This window comes from Streptomyces sp. O3 (assembly GCF_054788135.1).
This window is the reverse complement of the sequence record NZ_JBTVYK010000072.1, coordinates 1-15,009: the sequence shown is the minus strand read 5'-3', so window position 1 is coordinate 15,009 and position 15,009 is coordinate 1. Positions and strand designations below refer to the sequence as shown.

Below are 15,009 nucleotides of genomic sequence, written 5' to 3'. Positions count from 1 at the left end.
CCCGCAGACTGCAGGCCACGGCATCGAGAGGTTCGTGCTGGCCGCCCAGTGCTGGTGGAACGTTCGGACGACAGTGCTGGCCCCCAGACGTACGAGATCGGGTGGGACGGTCGCGATCACTCGTCGGGCGACGCCGCCAGCGCCCTTCGCCGAGGGCGTGATGCCGCTTCCCAGGATCCGGTCCGGGATCGCGACCGGCCTTCGCCGCGGCGCGCTTTCGCTGCTTGTGTGACTGGCGCTGGTCGGGGTCGAGTGGCTACGGCCAGCCATGATCCGTCGGGCAGGTCGCGCACGTGGTCCAGGCAGACGTTGGCCTGCACCCGCCACAGCGACTGCGAGCCGGTGCGGCGGGCCTGCTCCCAGGCATAGAGGCTGCAGAAGCCGCGGTCGGCGGTCAGCAACATGTCCGGGGCGAGGTGCTCCTACAACGAGTAGACGAGTGTCTGTCCGCCGGCCCAGCAGCCGACGAAGTCGGCGGCGACCGGGGCACGGGCGGCGCACTCGCTGATCGTTACGATGGGCCTGCAGGCATCGTCATCGCACACGGAACGCGCGAGCGGGAGATAGACGCAGAGGAATGATGTCAGTAGATCTCAGCCATTGTCCGCAGACCGGTGTACGACGGACTCTACGCGACAGAATACTGATCACATGCCCGAATTGATGTCAGAGGATGCGGTTCGAGACCTCGCACAGGCCCCTGCCGAAGCCCGGTCCTTGCACCGCAGCGAGGTCTTTCCCGTGCACGTGCTCCTCTGTGTCGCTCACCATGAGAGCGATGCGAGCAGCCTGCTGAAGGCTGCGGGAGTCGAGTACTCGGCCCTGCACGCGGCGCTGGCAGCCGGTCAACCGGCCGGCAAGCCGACCAACAAGCGAGAGCTCCCGTGGTCCGGCTCGATGGAGCACATCCTCCAGCTCTCCCAGAGCTACACCAAGAAGCCCTTCACCTCAAACCACTTGCTGGCCTTGATCCTGGACAACGACACGGACAGCGTCACGCTGCTGCGCGAGTGCGGCCTGGACGTCCCGGAATTCCGAGCGACGCTCTCAACGTTTGAGTGACGCCTGACCGCCGCGGGCGAGCACTGGCCTCCTCAGCTTGATGCCATCGCGCTCTCTCGGCCTCGCGGCACAGACCTCGGCTTGGCGTCAGTGGCCGAGGTGGCGCAGGCCGTCCTCGAGGGTGGGGTGCCAGTGGTCGACTGGCCCGGAGTGGCGGTTGTACCAGGCTGCGTCCAGGCGTGGCTCATGCGTGTAGTGGTCGGCCGGGCAGCGCAGCCAGATCGTTCCGTCGCGCATGCAGAAGACGATCCAGTCCCGATACGCGCCGCACTCCGGGCATTCACGGACTTCGCCGTCGAGCACGAGCGGCTGCGTCCAGCGCATCAGGAACCCGGAGACGTCCTGACGGGACGGCGCCCGAAAGTCCGGCGGCAGGAAGTCTGCCTCGACCTCCGCCTCCGCCTCTGGGACGGACGGGGCCGCGGCGGCAACGGGGCCAGGAGGCTCGGGCCAGGGCACCTGGGCGTACCTCGCCAGGAGCTCCTGGCCCTGGCGCTGGGCCTCACGCCATTCGCGGTCGGCGCGGGCACGGCGTCGAAGCATTCGGAACATGCGAACTCCATCTCCGTCATCAGACAGAGCAGGGAACAAGTGGTTCACGGGGCTCGGCCACAAGCGGCACACCGGCCACCCCGGGGCGCGGGGCGCCGGTCAGGTGCGGTGGACGATGCTGAGTCGGCCCTCGGCGCTCTGGGGCAGCGTGCGGCGCGGCACCGGGACCGGTGAGGCGAGTGAGGAGGCGAATACGGCGACCAGGTCATGGGGGATGCTGGCGCTGAAGCTGGCGCACCACAGATACGGGGCGCCGACAACGGGGTCCGCCCACGCCTGCCAGCCCACCAGGTCGGGACGCGGGTCGGCGTCCTGGACGAGCGGCGGCACCAGCTCCAGGGAGACGGCGCAGGAGAACCCAGGGTCCCAGGCGGTGGTACGGGGGCGGTCCACGTCGCGGGCCCAGCCCTGGGCACCGAGCGCGTCAAGGACCGCCTCCGGCCCCGCGAAGCCGGCATCAGGCGCCTCGCGCGCGTCCATCGCGACGAGGAGATCGGCGAGCACCTCGTACGGGACGCCCGCCGTGAAGTACGCGTTCCACTCCGGCATCGCGGAGGCGGCATGCGGTCGGGCGCTCAGCTGCCAGGCCACGGGCAGTTCACCCAACTCGAATGGGTGGGCCGCGAGGATCCATTCGGCGCCATACAGCCCGTCCGGGCTCACATACAGCAGGGTGTTGCGGGAAGTCGGCCACATGCGCCAGCCGAGACCGGTCAGGGTGTCGCCGATCCGTTCGGCGAGAGCGCCGTCATCACCGGCCAGATGGCGCGGCGTGACCCAGTACACCGGGTCCTGCTGGTCGGGGCGGGAAGGGTCGCTGGAGTGGTGCGGGTACAGGGGCGCCTCCATGGGCTCGGGGGACAGGTCTTGTGGCAGAGCGTTGTACGTTGGCATGCCGTCCCGCCAGGCACCAGCCCTTGCGGGCAAGGTTTTCGTCTGCCCTCGGCGAACTGATGTCCTTTGTCATCCAATCGAGGCGCTTGACAGCGAACCCAGCCGTTTCGGCTTCTCTGACGGTGAATCTAGTCGTGAGTGGGCGGCTGGTGGCCTTGAGTCCCTACGCAGTCGTGGCGACCTGCTCTAGATTGGTCATCTCATCGACTCGGGTGACGCCAGGGGGGATTGGGTGCACGAGGGCATGGCCGTCGGGAGCCGCTACCGCGTGGAACGCCTCCTGGGCAGGGGCGGCTTGGGCGAAGTCTGGGAAGCGACAGACCGTACCCTCGGCCGGCGGGTCGCCATCAAGTTCGTCACCGGTGTCAGGCAACACCCAGAGGCGGCTCGGCGGTTCGCGCGTGAGGCCCGCACGCTCGCCTCACTCCGCCACGGCAGCGTCGTGACCGTTCACGATGCCGGAACCGCCGACCACGACGACCAGACCCTGCCCTACGTCGTCATGGAGTTACTGGACGGCGCCACCTGGGAGTTCTCGCACGTGGACTCGGTCGCGGAGACCGGGGCGTGCTTGGCGGAGACTCTCGCGCACGTCCACGCCGCGAAGGTGGTGCACCGGGACATCAAGCCCGCCAACATCATGATCTGTGCGGACGGGCGCACCGTGCTGATGGACTTCGGTATTGCCCGCGACGACGCCTCGCTCACCCGTACCGCCACCACCACCGGAAAATACTTCGGCACCCCCGGCTATATGGCCCCCGAACAGCTCCAGGGGCGTGCCGCCACACCCGCGTCGGACGTCTACGCACTGGGAATCGTCCTGGTCGAGAAGCTCACCGGTCACCGGCTGCCCGTTGCTCAGCTCATGCCCCAGGTCCGCTCCGCCATCCCCGGGCCCGTGCTGTCCCTGCTCACGCGGATGACCGCTGCGCTTCCCGAGCAGCGCCCCACCGCTGCCGAATGCGCTCCGCTGCTGCGTGCGTCCGGCGCCGCCACCACAGCACGGCGCGTTCCGTCCACGGAGCGGGGGTGGCCGGCACGGCTGGTCCCGCTGGCAGTGCTGCTGGTGCTGCTGGTGCTGCACACGATCGTTCTGGCCCAGCCCGCTTACCAGACCAGAGGGGGTGCCCACAGTGTCATCAGTTCGTTCGGCAGTCAGATCTTCGTGGAGCAGGAGGACTTCTCCGAGTGGAACGCGCGGGTCTGGGGATCGCTGACCAGCATCGGAGCCGCCGCCGGGATGACGCTGCTGCTGACGGCAATCGGGCTGCTCGCCTTTGGTTCGCCGGTGCCGACGCGGCGGTTGGGCTATGGCGGAGCGGTGCTCGCCGTGGTGTGCCTCGGCTGGCAGGCCACCTCCAACCCGCCCTTCTACGACGACAGCGGTGTCTGGACCCAAGCGGTGGTCGACTACGGCCTGCGGCTCTTCTACCTGATGACGGCGCTGACCATCGCCCTGTACGTCTACCACGATGTCCGTGCCCGCCGAGTGAGCGCGCGGCCATAGGCCACGGCCGCGCGGAGTCGGCCTGCGATGACCTCCGGGCAGCGGCCGCACCGGAACCGCGTCCTCGAACCTGGCCGTCGCACAGTCCAGCAACGGACGCCGCCGACGCCCGCGTACGCCCTCCAACACACGACACCCCCAGCGTGCTCCCCCCCCTCACGACTAGATTCACCGTCAGAGAAGCCGAAACGGCTGGGTTCGCTGTCAAACGCCTCGATTGGATGACAAAGGACAACTGAGACTCAGAGCTACGCCCTTAACCGGCACTCGGCCAGGGCTCGCAGCACCGCACAACGCCCCAGTGCCCCAGTCCACCCGACGATGGCCGTTCTGCCCCCACAGCAGATACCAGCGCGATGGCGCTGCCCAACATCCGCGCGGCGGCGGGGGACAGGGGGCTTCTCGTCGTTCTGTACTCCCGACGCGCGGTAGCGTCCCCTGTGAGGCCAACGGAGAGGGAGCACGCAGCATGCCGCAGGCCACGGCCACCGCCAACCGCAACGCCCCACGCGGGCTGATCCTGGATTTCGCCGGGGTACTGACCGCCGACCCGCGTACCGTGCACCGCGCGTGGTGTGAATCAGAAGGGCTCCACCCCGAGGCATGGCGTTCTACCCTCAATGACCACCCCGAGGGCAGGCGGCTGTACGCGGCGCTGGAGGTCGGGCAGATCGGCCAGGCCAAGTGGAACGAGGGCACCGCGAGCTTGCTCGGTACGCATGTCGAACCGTCGAATCTGATGGGGCGCGCCTGGGCGGGGGTGCCTGCGGCACGGCGCATGGCCGCTCTCGCGAGGGCCGCCAAGGAGGCGGGGTACCAGCTCGCGCTGTTGTCGAACAGCTTCGGCTTGGACCCGTTCAACCCGTACGAACACATGGGCATCTGGAGTCTGTTCGACGTGCATGTCATTTCCGAGTCGGTCGGGATAGCGAAGCCGGACCCGGCGATCTATCAGCTGACGCTGGAGCGCCTGGGCCTTCCGGGTTCGGAGTGTGTGTTCGTCGACGACCATCCGGTGAACCTCCCGCCCGCCGAGGCTCTGGGCATCACCACCGTTCTGGCGACGCGCGAGGCGGACACGGTGGGCGAGCTGCAGTCACTCCTCGGAGTGAGCGCCGACCTGGCCGCATAGGAGCCGGTTTCAGCCACTGCGCCAACTCCCGTCAGGCCGAAGGGTGTCGGCAGCCGTGCGCTGTGGGTACGGTCCATGACTGACCGGTCAGGATGGGGAGTGGCTGTCATGCAATGGTCGGAGTACACCACCGCTGAACGCCTCAAAGCCCTCCGCGGCGGCATGACGCAGGAGCAGCTGGCGGAGGCCGCCGCCGTGTCGGTCGGCGTCGTCCGGAAGCTGGAGCGTGGCGGTACTGCCTCCCTTCCCTCGCTGCTGTCGATCGCCTCCGCTCTCGGTACCGACATCGCGGTGCTCCTCGGTCAGCAGGCGCCCCGACGGTCCATGGACCGCGACGAACGGGCAGCCCTGCGTGCCCTGTCGGCCGACACCCACGACGCCGCCATCGGTATCCCGGTCGCCGGTACCGAACCGGGCACCATCGAGGAACTCCGGGCCGTCGTTCAGCGTGCCGACGCCGCTTACTGGGCGGGCCGGTACACCGAGCTCGGCGCGCTGCTCGGGGCCCTGCTGCCCGAGGCCCGCGCCCGCTATGACGTCGCGGGCACCGGCGACAAGGAGGCCGCTGCCGGTGTTCTGGCCGATGTCTTCCAGACCGCGGGGATGGCGGCGAACGTCTGGGGCTCGCGGGACCTCGCCTACGCCGCGCTCACCTACGGACGCCAGATCGCCGTACAGGCCGGCGACGACTTGCGCGACGCCCACCTCGCGGCCACCACGGCATGGGTCAACCTCCGTGACGGGCGCACCGCGCAGGGGTACGCGCTCGCCGTCGCCCAGGCCGAGCGGACCGAGCCGAAGATGTCGGAGCACGACCCGGACCGGCTTTCGGTTTACGGGCAGCTCGTCACCAACGCCGCCGTAGCGGCCTCCCGAGGCGGCGCGCCACCGGACACCGCCCGCGAATACCTCTCCCAGGCCCACGCCGTCGGCGCACGCCTGGGCACCGAACACGCCCGCGGGCAGCACGCCCAGCCCTACGGTCCGCTCTACGCCGCCACACAGGCCATGAGCATCGCCGTCGCCCTCGGCGACACCGCAGGCGCCGTTCAACTCATGGACACGGTCAGGCTGGACGACACCGTTCCGCTCGCCACCCGCGCCCGTTACGGCCTCGACGTCGCCCTGACGCATGTGGAGTGCCGTCGGTGGGAGCAGGCCGCCGACACCCTCGAAGCGGTCTGCACCATGGCGCCAGGGTGGGTGCGGCACCAGATGCTGCCTGGTGTGATCATCTCTCGTCTAGCGGGTGTGTCCGTCGGCCGCCTGCGCGGGCTCGCCCACGCCGCGGGGGTCTCGCTCGGCGTGCGCTGACTGCCACGGTCCGTGGCAGTCAGGCAGTAGCCGCCCTCACGACTGCCACGCCCCGTGACACCGCTCCGCCTTTCACCACAGGGACTGGAACGGGGCGTGACAGCACCCCGCTCTGCGAACTTCCGCCCCTGCTACGGGCCGTGCCTGTCCCGCACCAGCCCCCAGCAGCACGCTGGAGACATGCCGAACACTCCGTCCGGCGGCCACGGACACGTCCCGGTCGCCGTCTACTCCTGCGCCTCCGCGGCGGCCGTCGTGCGCGAGGCCGAACGACGCGCACGCCACTACGCTGACGCCCGCCACTGGCACGTCGCCGGTGCGTGGACCGACGACGACCCGGCCGTGCCCCTGGACAGCCGCCCAGGCTGGTCGGCCATAACGGGCGCCCTGTCCACCGGCATCATCAGGGGTGTCATCGTCGGAGCCGTCTCGCACGTCGCCACTGACACCGCGCAGTTCACTGCCCTCAGCGTCCTCATCCGCGACCGCGGCGGCTTCCTCACGGAAGCGATGTCCGGGCCCACGCATCGGACGCCGGGCCAGCATGAGCGCCGCCGTGTCCTGCTCGAAGCCGCCTCCATCTGGTCGCCATGGGGACACCTCAGGTCCGGAGTCGTGTGGTGAGCCGGGCACGAGCCGAGGTCGGCGACCTGGTCGCGGACGCGACGGGACAGCAGGCGATCGTGACCGACATCAGGCACGACGCGATCTGGGTCCTGCGGCCTCCAACGGGTGGAGGGACGACCCAGCGGGAGACCGACGACCCCGACTCCCTCCACGTACTGGAAGCACGCACATCCCGCCTCCGGCGCGAGCAGAGCGACCGCTGATCCGGCCCTAGGGAACAGCCTCAGAACTCACCCACCACGACCGGAAGGCAGACCCACCGTGTACGCGTTCGGCCTCTGCATCGACCGGCACTACCTCACCCCCGGCCTCGTCACGATCGCCGCTCTGGCAGACAGCCTCACCCCAGGCGTCCGCCGAGACACCGCCCTGCGCATCCTCACCCTCGATCTCGCCCCGGCCGACGCCGTACTCCTCGCCCACCTCGCCCAGCGCCTGGGTTTCGGCTCCTTCGACCTCGCGCAGCGCCGTCCCCTACGCGCCTCATGGATGGCCGACGCCTCGTACATCACCGTGGCCACCTATCTGCGGTTCGAGTTCACGGCCGCCTTCGTCCGCCGCCCCTACCTGATCTACGCGGACGCCGACACCCTCGTACGCGGCGACCTGAGCACCCCACTCGACACTCTGGGCTCCGGCGAGGTCGGTGCCGTACGCGACGAGTTCAACCCGGCCGTCGGCGAGGGCCCCGCCCTGCCCGGCGCCGCACAACGCTGGCCCCGCCTCCGAGGCCGCCCCTACTACAACGCCGGACTGCTGTGGGCCCACACCGGCGACCTACCCCGCATCCGTCGCGGCATCGCGCGCACCCTGACCCGGCAACGCCAGCACATCCTCCACAACGACCAGGACGCTTTGAACCTCTGGCTCCTCCACACCGGCCGCGTCCGCCCGGTGAACGCCGCGTACAACCGCTTCGAGGTCGGCCGGTTCCTTGAGCGCGGCAACTGGGTCCGCCGTGTCGTCACCCGACCGCTGCACCCCGATCCGGCCGCGGCCCTCATCCACTTCGTGGGTCCCGAAAAGCCTTGGCAGGCGGCCTGTCCCGGTACGGAGGATGTGCGGGAGTACCGCGCGGTCCTACGGCGCACACTGCGGCACGTCCGCGCCCTGGGCGCCGCCCACCCTGAGCCGGCGGGGCTCCGATGAACACACCCCCGCCGATGGTCTCCCACGCCTGCGCCACGCTTCTCGGCACGTCCGCCTCGACCGCCGAGCGGCTGAAGGCGGGTTCCCGCACCGCCGTATACCGGGCAGCCCTCCACGGCGGCCGGACCGTGATCGTGAAGCTGTACGCGCACACCGCCCGACGCAATGCGATCACCGAAGCGACAGCGCTCCGCACCGCCGCCGCAGCCGTGCCCGCACCGAAGATTCTCGGCTGCGGTACCACTAACGGAGACGGGGCCACCGCCCTCATCACGACCGACCTCGGCCGCAGCACCCTTGGCGCCGCCGTACGCTCCGGCCGCGTCCCCCACGCTCAGGCGCTCAAGGATCTCGGCGGCCTCCTCGCCCGCCTGCACCGGGCCCCGGTCGCGAAGTCGGTTCCGCGCCGCCCCTTCGTCGACGCCGTCTCCTCCCTGACCCGCTACTGCCCACCGGAACTGATGGACCGGATCGCTCCCGCCATCGCCGTCATCGCCAACACCCGCGACTCGGCACCGACGGTGTGGTGCCACGGCGACCCTCACTTCGACAACGTCGTCCTCTACGGCCCCCGGCAGACACGCCACCTGATCGACTTCACCGACGCGGGACCCGGCCGACGCGAGGCGGACATCGCCCACGCCCTCGTCATGACCGCCTCGCACACGCCGTGGGACCGCCGCGCGCTCACCACCGCCTACCCCCTCGCCCTCGACGAGTCCCTCCTGTCCGCCTGGGCGATCTTCCTCACCGTCCGCTCCTGGGCACACGCCACCCCCGCCAAGGACCGCGCCCTGTGGTCGAGCCGCCTGACCGACCTCACCCGCCGAACACCCCACTTCTTCCACGGACCGCACACGGAACGGAGTCGCCCATGACCGGCCCTGGCCTGACGGTCGTCATCCCCGCCCACAACGAAGCCGCCTACCTGCCCCGCTATCTCCCCACCGTCCTCACCTCCCTCGAACGGTGGCAGGAGGCCAGCGGCGAACAGGGGGAGGTGATCGTCGTCGACAACGCTTCTACCGACGCCACCGCCGACATGGCCGCCTCCTTCGGCGTCCGCGTGATCAGCGAGGCCGTCCGCAACATCGGCAAAGTGCGCAACAGCGGCGCGGCCGCCGCCCACGGCCGCCGACTCTTCTTCACGGACGCCGATGTCGCCCTGCCCATGGAGTCGATTACCGCCGCGGTCACTGCGATGGACACCGGGGCCGTCGGCGGCGCCATCCCACCCCTCTACACCCCCAAACGGCTCGGGGCCCGGCTGCTGTGCGCGTACTGGGACCACTACCGCACCCGCCACGGCGGAGCCCAGGGCGTCGCCCAGTTCGCCACCGCCGCCGCCTTCAAGGACGTCGGCGGATACCGCGACGACCTGTTCATGAGCGAGGACGTCGAGTTCTTCGCCCGCCTGACCGCTCACGGCCGCGCCACCGCCACCCCGGTCGCGATCCTGGACGACCTGCGCGTGCGCCCCTCCACCCGCCGCTACGACCAGTGGTCCAGCCTCCGGATGCTGTGGTGGCAGAACCCCCTCACCGCCCGGCTCCTGCTGAACTCCCCGCGCATGTGGCGCCACTGGTACGAGACCACCGTCCGCTAGCCAGGAGCTCCTTCATGACCGCGACCATGCCCGTCCCTGTACCCGTGCCGGACGCGGAAGGGATCTACATCTTCCCCGACGACCTCTGCCGCGCCCACCAGGCGTGGACCGACCGCCTCGCCGAGCGCCACCGCGCCCACGACCACCACGTCATCGAACTGAAGGCCCCACACAGCGGCCAGCCGTACTTCATCGAGATGCGCCGCCCGGCTGGTCGGCCGGTTCTCGCTATCGAGCCGCACCACGACGACTTCGCCCTCTCGGCCTCCGGGACCTTCCTCGCCCACCCCCGCCCGCTCACCGTGACCACGGTGTTCACCCGCTCCACCAGCGTCCACCCAGCGCTGGAGGACACCTACAGCACCGAGGACGTCGTGTCCGACCTGCGGAACCGGGAAGGCGCCGCTGCTCTGGCTCCCTTCGGCGCCGCCCGGCTCCTCCTCGGCCACAAGGACGCCGAACCCCCGTACCGGCCCCGTAGCCAGGACCGCCTCGACCAGATCACGGAAGAACTCCGCCAGATCGCCGACGCCCACCCGGACGCCGAGCTGCTCGCCCCGGCCGCCGTCACCCGCCACCCCGACCACCTCCTCGTGCACGAGGCCGCGGTACGCCTGGGGTGCCGGTGGTTCTGGGAAGACCTCGCGTTCTGGCCCACGTACGCGCTCGCCGGATGCGACCAGCACCTCTTCCGCGCCCGCACCGGCCCCACCATGGCCCCCGAGCTGGTCGACATCAGCACGGTGATCCTCGACAAGACCACCGTCCTGCGGATGCACGGCTCGCAGATGCACCCCGAGCGGAAGATGCACCGACCCATCCGGCACGCCTGGACCACCGCCGCCGACCTCCTCACCGACACCGACAGCAGCGGCACGTACGCGGAACGCTTCTACCGGACGGAGTCCCTGTGAAGATCATCGCCATCGAGGGGCCCTCGTACGCGGGAAAGTCCACGGCGATCGACCACCTGCGCCGCCGCGGCATCGAGAAGCGAGCCTTCATCTCGGACTGCTACGTCCAGCACATACCCCACCGCGACGACATTCCCCCAGCCCGCACCGCCTCCGAGGCCGCCCAACTCGCCGCGTTCGAGACGTTCATGGGCATCGAGAACACCCGCGTCCGCGCAGCACGCGCCAGCGCCAAACCCGTGGTGATCCTGGACCGTTCCGTCGACACCCTCCTCGCCCACGCACACGCCCTCGACGCCATGTTCAGGTACGCCGTCCACCATCAGCTCCGCGACCGGCTCCAGGAGCTGCCGTTCCTGCGACCCCACCACACCATCTACCTCGACGTCCCCGCCGAAGTACTCAGGCTGCGCCGCAAGCTGGCCGGACACACGGCGGCGGAGTCCGACTACTTCCTCCACGAGCCCACGTTCCTCAGCCATGCCCGCGACTACTTCGTGTCCGGGGCCCGGCCACCGGTCTCACGGGAGATGACCGTCGTCCCCGCCGACACCAGCCCGACCGCCATCGCGCACGCGGTGGAATCCCTCGTCACGTTCTGGACGAGGTGACCCATCGATGCCCACGGCCCTCTTCGCCTGGCGACGCACCCCGCCTCCACTCCTCATCGGCGGAGCCGAGGTCACCCAACAACTCCTCGCCGAAGAACTCGCCGCAGCAGGATGGCAAGTCATCTACCTGGGCTCCCACCAAGCCCCCTGGGACCAAGCCCCACAACTCCCCCAGCTACGTGCCTTCCTGGGCACTCACCACAGCCGGTACGAGGAGACGAACAAGGAACTGCGCTACCGCTGGAACGGGGTGGACTGCATCGCCGTACCCCAGCACCAGACCGCAGCCACCCTCCACAGCCTGCTGTCCCAGGTACGACCCGACGTCGTGTTCACCTCGCAGGAGGGCGCGGCCGACCTCGCCGCACAGGCCCGGCCCGCCACGCTGGTCGCGGGCATCCTGCACTCCGTCTCCAAGACCGGCCTCGGCGTGCTCGACGGCCGACCGCACGTCGGACTGGCAGTCTCCGAGTTCGTCCACCGACGGGCACCGCGAACCGAGGGAACCCGCCTCGCCGTCCTCTACCCGCCGTTCGTGCCACCTCAGCCGAGCGGCCACGTACCACGAACCGAGTCCGTACTCATGGTCAATCCGATCCCGGCCAAGGGCTCCGACCTCCTGCACCAGCTCATCCGCCGCATGCCGGAACAGCGCTTCACCCTGGTCGAAGGCTGGTGGAACACCGCCGACCAATTCGCCAACTACGCCAACGTGACCTTCGTACCGAGGGTCTACGACATGAGCCCTCTCTACCGGAGCCACCGCCTGCTGCTGGTTCCCTCCGTGGTGGAGGACGCCTTTCCCCGAGTGATCATCGAGGCCGTGCTGCACGGCACGCCCAGCATCGGCACCGACCAGGGCGGCATCCCCGAAGCCATCGGCGCCGCCGGGATCGTCCTGCCCCACACGGCAGAGCCACAGGTGTGGGTGGAAGCCATCCGTACCGTCGACCACCACGTCTTGGGCGAGCTCGCCCGACAGCACGCCGCGCGTCTCGCCCGGCCACGCCTGCCCGACCTGAGGAGCCTCGGGATCTACCCGGCGGCGAACGCTTCCTCGACCTGATCCAGCCGGTCCGTCCACCAGTGCAGCAGCGCCTCGTCCGCCGTGAACAGCTCGTCGCACGAGTGGTCACCGCGGTCGTAGTGGAACTCCAGCTGCCAGAAGTCCGTCATCCGCTTCCACCACAGGCGACGGGCACCGTCCGCCAGCGCAGACGACTCCAGCGGCACCACGGACCGGTAACCGCTCACGAACGCCGACACCCGACCGAGGTCGAACACCCCGTCCACCCCGAACTGCACCTGCGCCGTCCGCACGACCTCCTCCGCATACGGGCGAACACCGACGCGGTCCCAGTCCAGGACGGCGGCAAGCTCCTCGCCCGCCCACAACAGGTTGCGGTACTGCACGTCACCGTGCGTCCACCCATGCCCGCCTACCGGGCTCGCCTCCCGCGGCCGACGGTCGGCGTACGCGGCGATCAACTTCCGCCGCTGATCAAGAGCAGCCGCAGCCGCCGCGTCAAAGGCGCTACCGGTGCCCTGGGCGGCCACGGCCGCCGAGAGCCGCTCGGACTTCTCCACCGCCCGCTCCTCCGTGGTCACGTCCGCCGTGACCGTATCGGGTACCGAGGGCAGCAGACCTCGCGCGCCGGCTCGGCCCAGGCTCAGGTGGAGGCGGCCCAGGTACATGCCCAGCGAGGCCGCCTGGGACAGGCTGAGGTCGACACCCCGCAGATGCACACCCTTCGCCCACGGGAACAGACACCACACGCCCCCGCCAACCTCGGCGACCAGCGAACCGGAGACAGAGGCGACCGGAGCACACACAGGGACTCCGTCAGCGGCCAGAGCAGCCAGCACTCCAAGATTCCGCACCAGCCGGTCACGGGGCACGTCGGTGACCCGCTTCAGCGCGAAAGACCCGGCCGCGGTATCCACCCGCCAGTTCGCGTTCATGAGCCCATCGGCGAGATAGCGATGCTCCCGGACCATTCCCAGACCAAAAGCGCTGGTCAGCTCAGCGAGGTCACTGCCGGAGATGGAGGCCCTGTCCGCCACGGTCGCATCAGTCACCCGACGGACGATACGCGAGCACAGCGTCTCCAGCACGAAGTGCAGACAGGCATCACCCGCCTACTGGAGCCGGGCCAACCCAGCATGGATCAGCGTTCAGCCGTGGCGATCGCTGGCCGAGTACGCAACGCCATCCGTAGAGCCGCCACACGAGCGGGCACTGTCTCCATGGCTGGCGCTGCCGAGATGACAGGGGCCGCTGCCCCTGCGCAGACGGCGCAGATGCCGGTCTCCTGGCCGCGCGGCAGGGGATCACGGCATTCAGCACACTCCACCAGCGGGGCTGCCGGTGCGGCGGCATCGCGCCGGGTGCGCGGTGCGGGCAGCTTGCGCACCAGGCGGGCCGCGAGGAGCGCCCGTGCGCTGTGCACCACCGGAGGCAGCCCATCGACCAGGAGTGAGCGGGCCTCCAGCTCGGACACCCCTGCCTCCAGCCACCGGGCGGCCAACGGTGCCAGGGCGAGCGCGTCCGCTGCGCTCAGCGCCAGCCTTGGCTCGACGCGGCCCAGGCGCGACAGCAGCGCGGCACCACGCCCAGTGATCTCCGACACGGGAGCAGGGGTGGGCTCGGTGGGAGCCGTTCCCTCCGCCCGCCCACTGGACGGCTCGGCGTCCGCCAGCCTCGGAGCGGGGTGGGTGGGTTCTTTCTCCGGGTTCTTGTTCCCCTTGGGGAACGCTCCCGCCTTCCCGGCCTCCGCCTCACCGGCTCCCGCTGGTGCGGGAAGCGGTGCTCCGCCATCAGTTTGCGGGGCGTCGAAGACGTGGGTCTCGGTGCGGACCTGGCCGCTGTCCGCGTCCCGGACCGTATGGCGTACGTAGTAGCCGCACTCGACCAGCTCGTCGAGGGCCTTGGCCACGCCTCGGCGGCCGAGGCCGGGGTTCTTGTCGGCGAGGGTGCGGACGTCCTCGCGGGCGCCGTCCGGGAGGGACAGCAGGTAGGCGAGGAGGCCGCGGGCGGTGAAGCTGAGGCGGCGGTCCCGTAGGACCTCGTTGCCCAGGACGGTGAAGCAGCGCGTGCGCGCGCTACGATTGATGCGCATCGAAGAATTTCCCTCTTCGGTGTCGGACCCCGGGGTGTGCTACCACCGCCGGGGTCACCTGCGTTTATAGGGTTGTGGGTGCGTGAGCGTAGCTTGCGCTCGGCATCGACCACCAGCTCTGGCCAGAGAATTGACGGAGTGTTCGCCGTGAGCTCGTGCGAGCTGGCCGGTTCAGCGCCTGGAAGCGGCGCAGGCCACCGCCCTCACGGACCTCCGCACATCTCGCCTGGCGCGACGATGCTTGGCGGGCTCTCGGCGGCAGGGTCCCGCGGACGTCACCGTAGGCTCGGAGTCATGAGTCTGCGACTGAGTACCGTGATCCTGCCCGTACGCCGCTGGCACGACGGCGGCCGCGCCCAGTGGCAGCGCGCCGAGGAGCTCGGCTTCCACACCGCGTACACGTACGACCATCTCTCCTGGCGTACCTTCCGGGACGGCCCGTGGTTCGGGGCGGTGCCCACCCTGACCGCCGCGGCGGCCGCCACCGAACGGCTACGTTTGGGGACGCTCGTAACATCA

General features: G+C 69.9%; 17 protein-coding genes. 13 read left to right on the top strand and 4 right to left on the bottom strand.

Features of this window, described 5'->3' with window-relative positions; all coding sequences use genetic code 11:
• Window positions 1-651: 651 nt before the first annotated feature.
• Window positions 652-1,062 carry a Clp protease N-terminal domain-containing protein gene (locus ACX6XY_RS27200; RefSeq protein WP_460336243.1) on the top strand — a complete coding sequence of 137 codons (411 nt, stop codon included), beginning with the start codon at window positions 652-654 and terminating at the stop codon, window positions 1,060-1,062.
• 87 nt (window positions 1,063-1,149) lie between these two features.
• Here ACX6XY_RS27200 and ACX6XY_RS27195 read toward each other — a convergent pair whose 3' ends face one another.
• Window positions 1,150-1,614, bottom strand: coding sequence for a hypothetical protein (locus ACX6XY_RS27195; protein ID WP_460336240.1), 465 nt, complete (start codon window positions 1,612-1,614; stop codon window positions 1,150-1,152).
• A 99-nt stretch (window positions 1,615-1,713) separates the two neighbouring features.
• Window positions 1,714-2,463 carry an SPDY domain-containing protein gene (locus tag ACX6XY_RS27190; RefSeq protein ID WP_460336276.1) on the bottom strand — a complete coding sequence of 250 codons (750 nt, stop codon included), beginning with the start codon at window positions 2,461-2,463 and terminating at the stop codon, window positions 1,714-1,716.
• 289 nt (window positions 2,464-2,752) lie between these two features.
• On the opposite strand from ACX6XY_RS27190, the gene ACX6XY_RS27185 reads away from it, so the two are divergent.
• The 11 genes from ACX6XY_RS27185 (at window position 2,753) to ACX6XY_RS27135 (ending at window position 12,437) form a co-directional block, all read left to right on the top strand.
• Window positions 2,753-4,018 carry a serine/threonine-protein kinase gene (locus ACX6XY_RS27185; protein WP_460336237.1) on the top strand — a complete coding sequence of 422 codons (1,266 nt, stop codon included), beginning with the start codon at window positions 2,753-2,755 and terminating at the stop codon, window positions 4,016-4,018.
• Between the two features lie 469 nt (window positions 4,019-4,487).
• Window positions 4,488-5,150: an HAD-IA family hydrolase gene (locus ACX6XY_RS27180; protein WP_460336234.1), complete on the top strand. Its 663-nt coding sequence runs from the start codon at window positions 4,488-4,490 to the stop codon at window positions 5,148-5,150.
• A 108-nt stretch (window positions 5,151-5,258) separates the two neighbouring features.
• Window positions 5,259-6,464 carry a helix-turn-helix domain-containing protein gene (locus ACX6XY_RS27175; protein ID WP_460336273.1) on the top strand — a complete coding sequence of 402 codons (1,206 nt, stop codon included), beginning with the start codon at window positions 5,259-5,261 and terminating at the stop codon, window positions 6,462-6,464.
• A gap of 180 nt (window positions 6,465-6,644) precedes the next feature.
• Complete coding sequence (locus ACX6XY_RS27170) at window positions 6,645-7,088, top strand: hypothetical protein (RefSeq protein WP_460336231.1); 444 nt, start codon at window positions 6,645-6,647, stop codon at window positions 7,086-7,088.
• Complete coding sequence (locus ACX6XY_RS27165; RefSeq protein WP_460336229.1) at window positions 7,085-7,294, top strand: hypothetical protein; 210 nt, start codon at window positions 7,085-7,087, stop codon at window positions 7,292-7,294. Before ACX6XY_RS27170 ends, ACX6XY_RS27165 begins: the two co-directional genes overlap by 4 nt.
• Window positions 7,295-7,352: 58 nt before the next feature.
• Window positions 7,353-8,240 carry a glycosyltransferase family 8 protein gene (locus ACX6XY_RS27160; RefSeq protein WP_460336226.1) on the top strand — a complete coding sequence of 296 codons (888 nt, stop codon included), beginning with the start codon at window positions 7,353-7,355 and terminating at the stop codon, window positions 8,238-8,240.
• On the top strand, window positions 8,237-9,118 hold the full coding sequence (locus ACX6XY_RS27155) for an aminoglycoside phosphotransferase family protein (protein ID WP_460336223.1): 882 nt from the start codon (window positions 8,237-8,239) through the stop codon (window positions 9,116-9,118). The genes ACX6XY_RS27160 and ACX6XY_RS27155 overlap by 4 nt, the downstream gene beginning before the upstream one ends.
• The gene (locus ACX6XY_RS27150) at window positions 9,115-9,846 is read left to right on the top strand and encodes a glycosyltransferase (protein ID WP_460336220.1); all 732 of its coding nucleotides are present in this window, start codon (window positions 9,115-9,117) and stop codon (window positions 9,844-9,846) included. The genes ACX6XY_RS27155 and ACX6XY_RS27150 overlap by 4 nt, the downstream gene beginning before the upstream one ends.
• Window positions 9,847-9,860: 14 nt before the next feature.
• Entirely contained in the window at window positions 9,861-10,760 is a 900-nt protein-coding gene (locus ACX6XY_RS27145) for a PIG-L deacetylase family protein (protein ID WP_460336217.1), read from the top strand.
• On the top strand, window positions 10,757-11,371 hold the full coding sequence (locus ACX6XY_RS27140) for a hypothetical protein (protein ID WP_460336214.1): 615 nt from the start codon (window positions 10,757-10,759) through the stop codon (window positions 11,369-11,371). The genes ACX6XY_RS27145 and ACX6XY_RS27140 overlap by 4 nt, the downstream gene beginning before the upstream one ends.
• Window positions 11,372-11,378: 7 nt before the next feature.
• Window positions 11,379-12,437 (top strand): glycosyltransferase, encoded by a 1,059-nt coding sequence (locus ACX6XY_RS27135; protein WP_460336211.1) that lies wholly within the window; start codon window positions 11,379-11,381, stop codon window positions 12,435-12,437.
• On the opposite strand, the gene ACX6XY_RS27130 is transcribed toward ACX6XY_RS27135, so the two are convergent.
• Together ACX6XY_RS27130 and ACX6XY_RS27125 are read right to left on the bottom strand one after the other, a co-directional pair.
• Window positions 12,407-13,450 carry a phosphotransferase gene (locus ACX6XY_RS27130; RefSeq protein WP_460336208.1) on the bottom strand — a complete coding sequence of 348 codons (1,044 nt, stop codon included), beginning with the start codon at window positions 13,448-13,450 and terminating at the stop codon, window positions 12,407-12,409. The genes ACX6XY_RS27135 and ACX6XY_RS27130 overlap by 31 nt on opposite strands.
• 89 nt (window positions 13,451-13,539) lie before the next feature.
• Window positions 13,540-14,490, bottom strand: a complete 951-nt coding sequence (locus tag ACX6XY_RS27125; RefSeq protein WP_460336205.1) for a helix-turn-helix domain-containing protein — start codon at window positions 14,488-14,490, stop codon at window positions 13,540-13,542.
• Between the two features lie 294 nt (window positions 14,491-14,784).
• Between ACX6XY_RS27125 and ACX6XY_RS27120 the strand changes: the two genes are divergently transcribed.
• Window positions 14,785-15,009: LLM class flavin-dependent oxidoreductase (locus tag ACX6XY_RS27120; RefSeq protein ID WP_460336202.1), on the top strand; the 225-nt coding region annotated here is incomplete at its 3' end.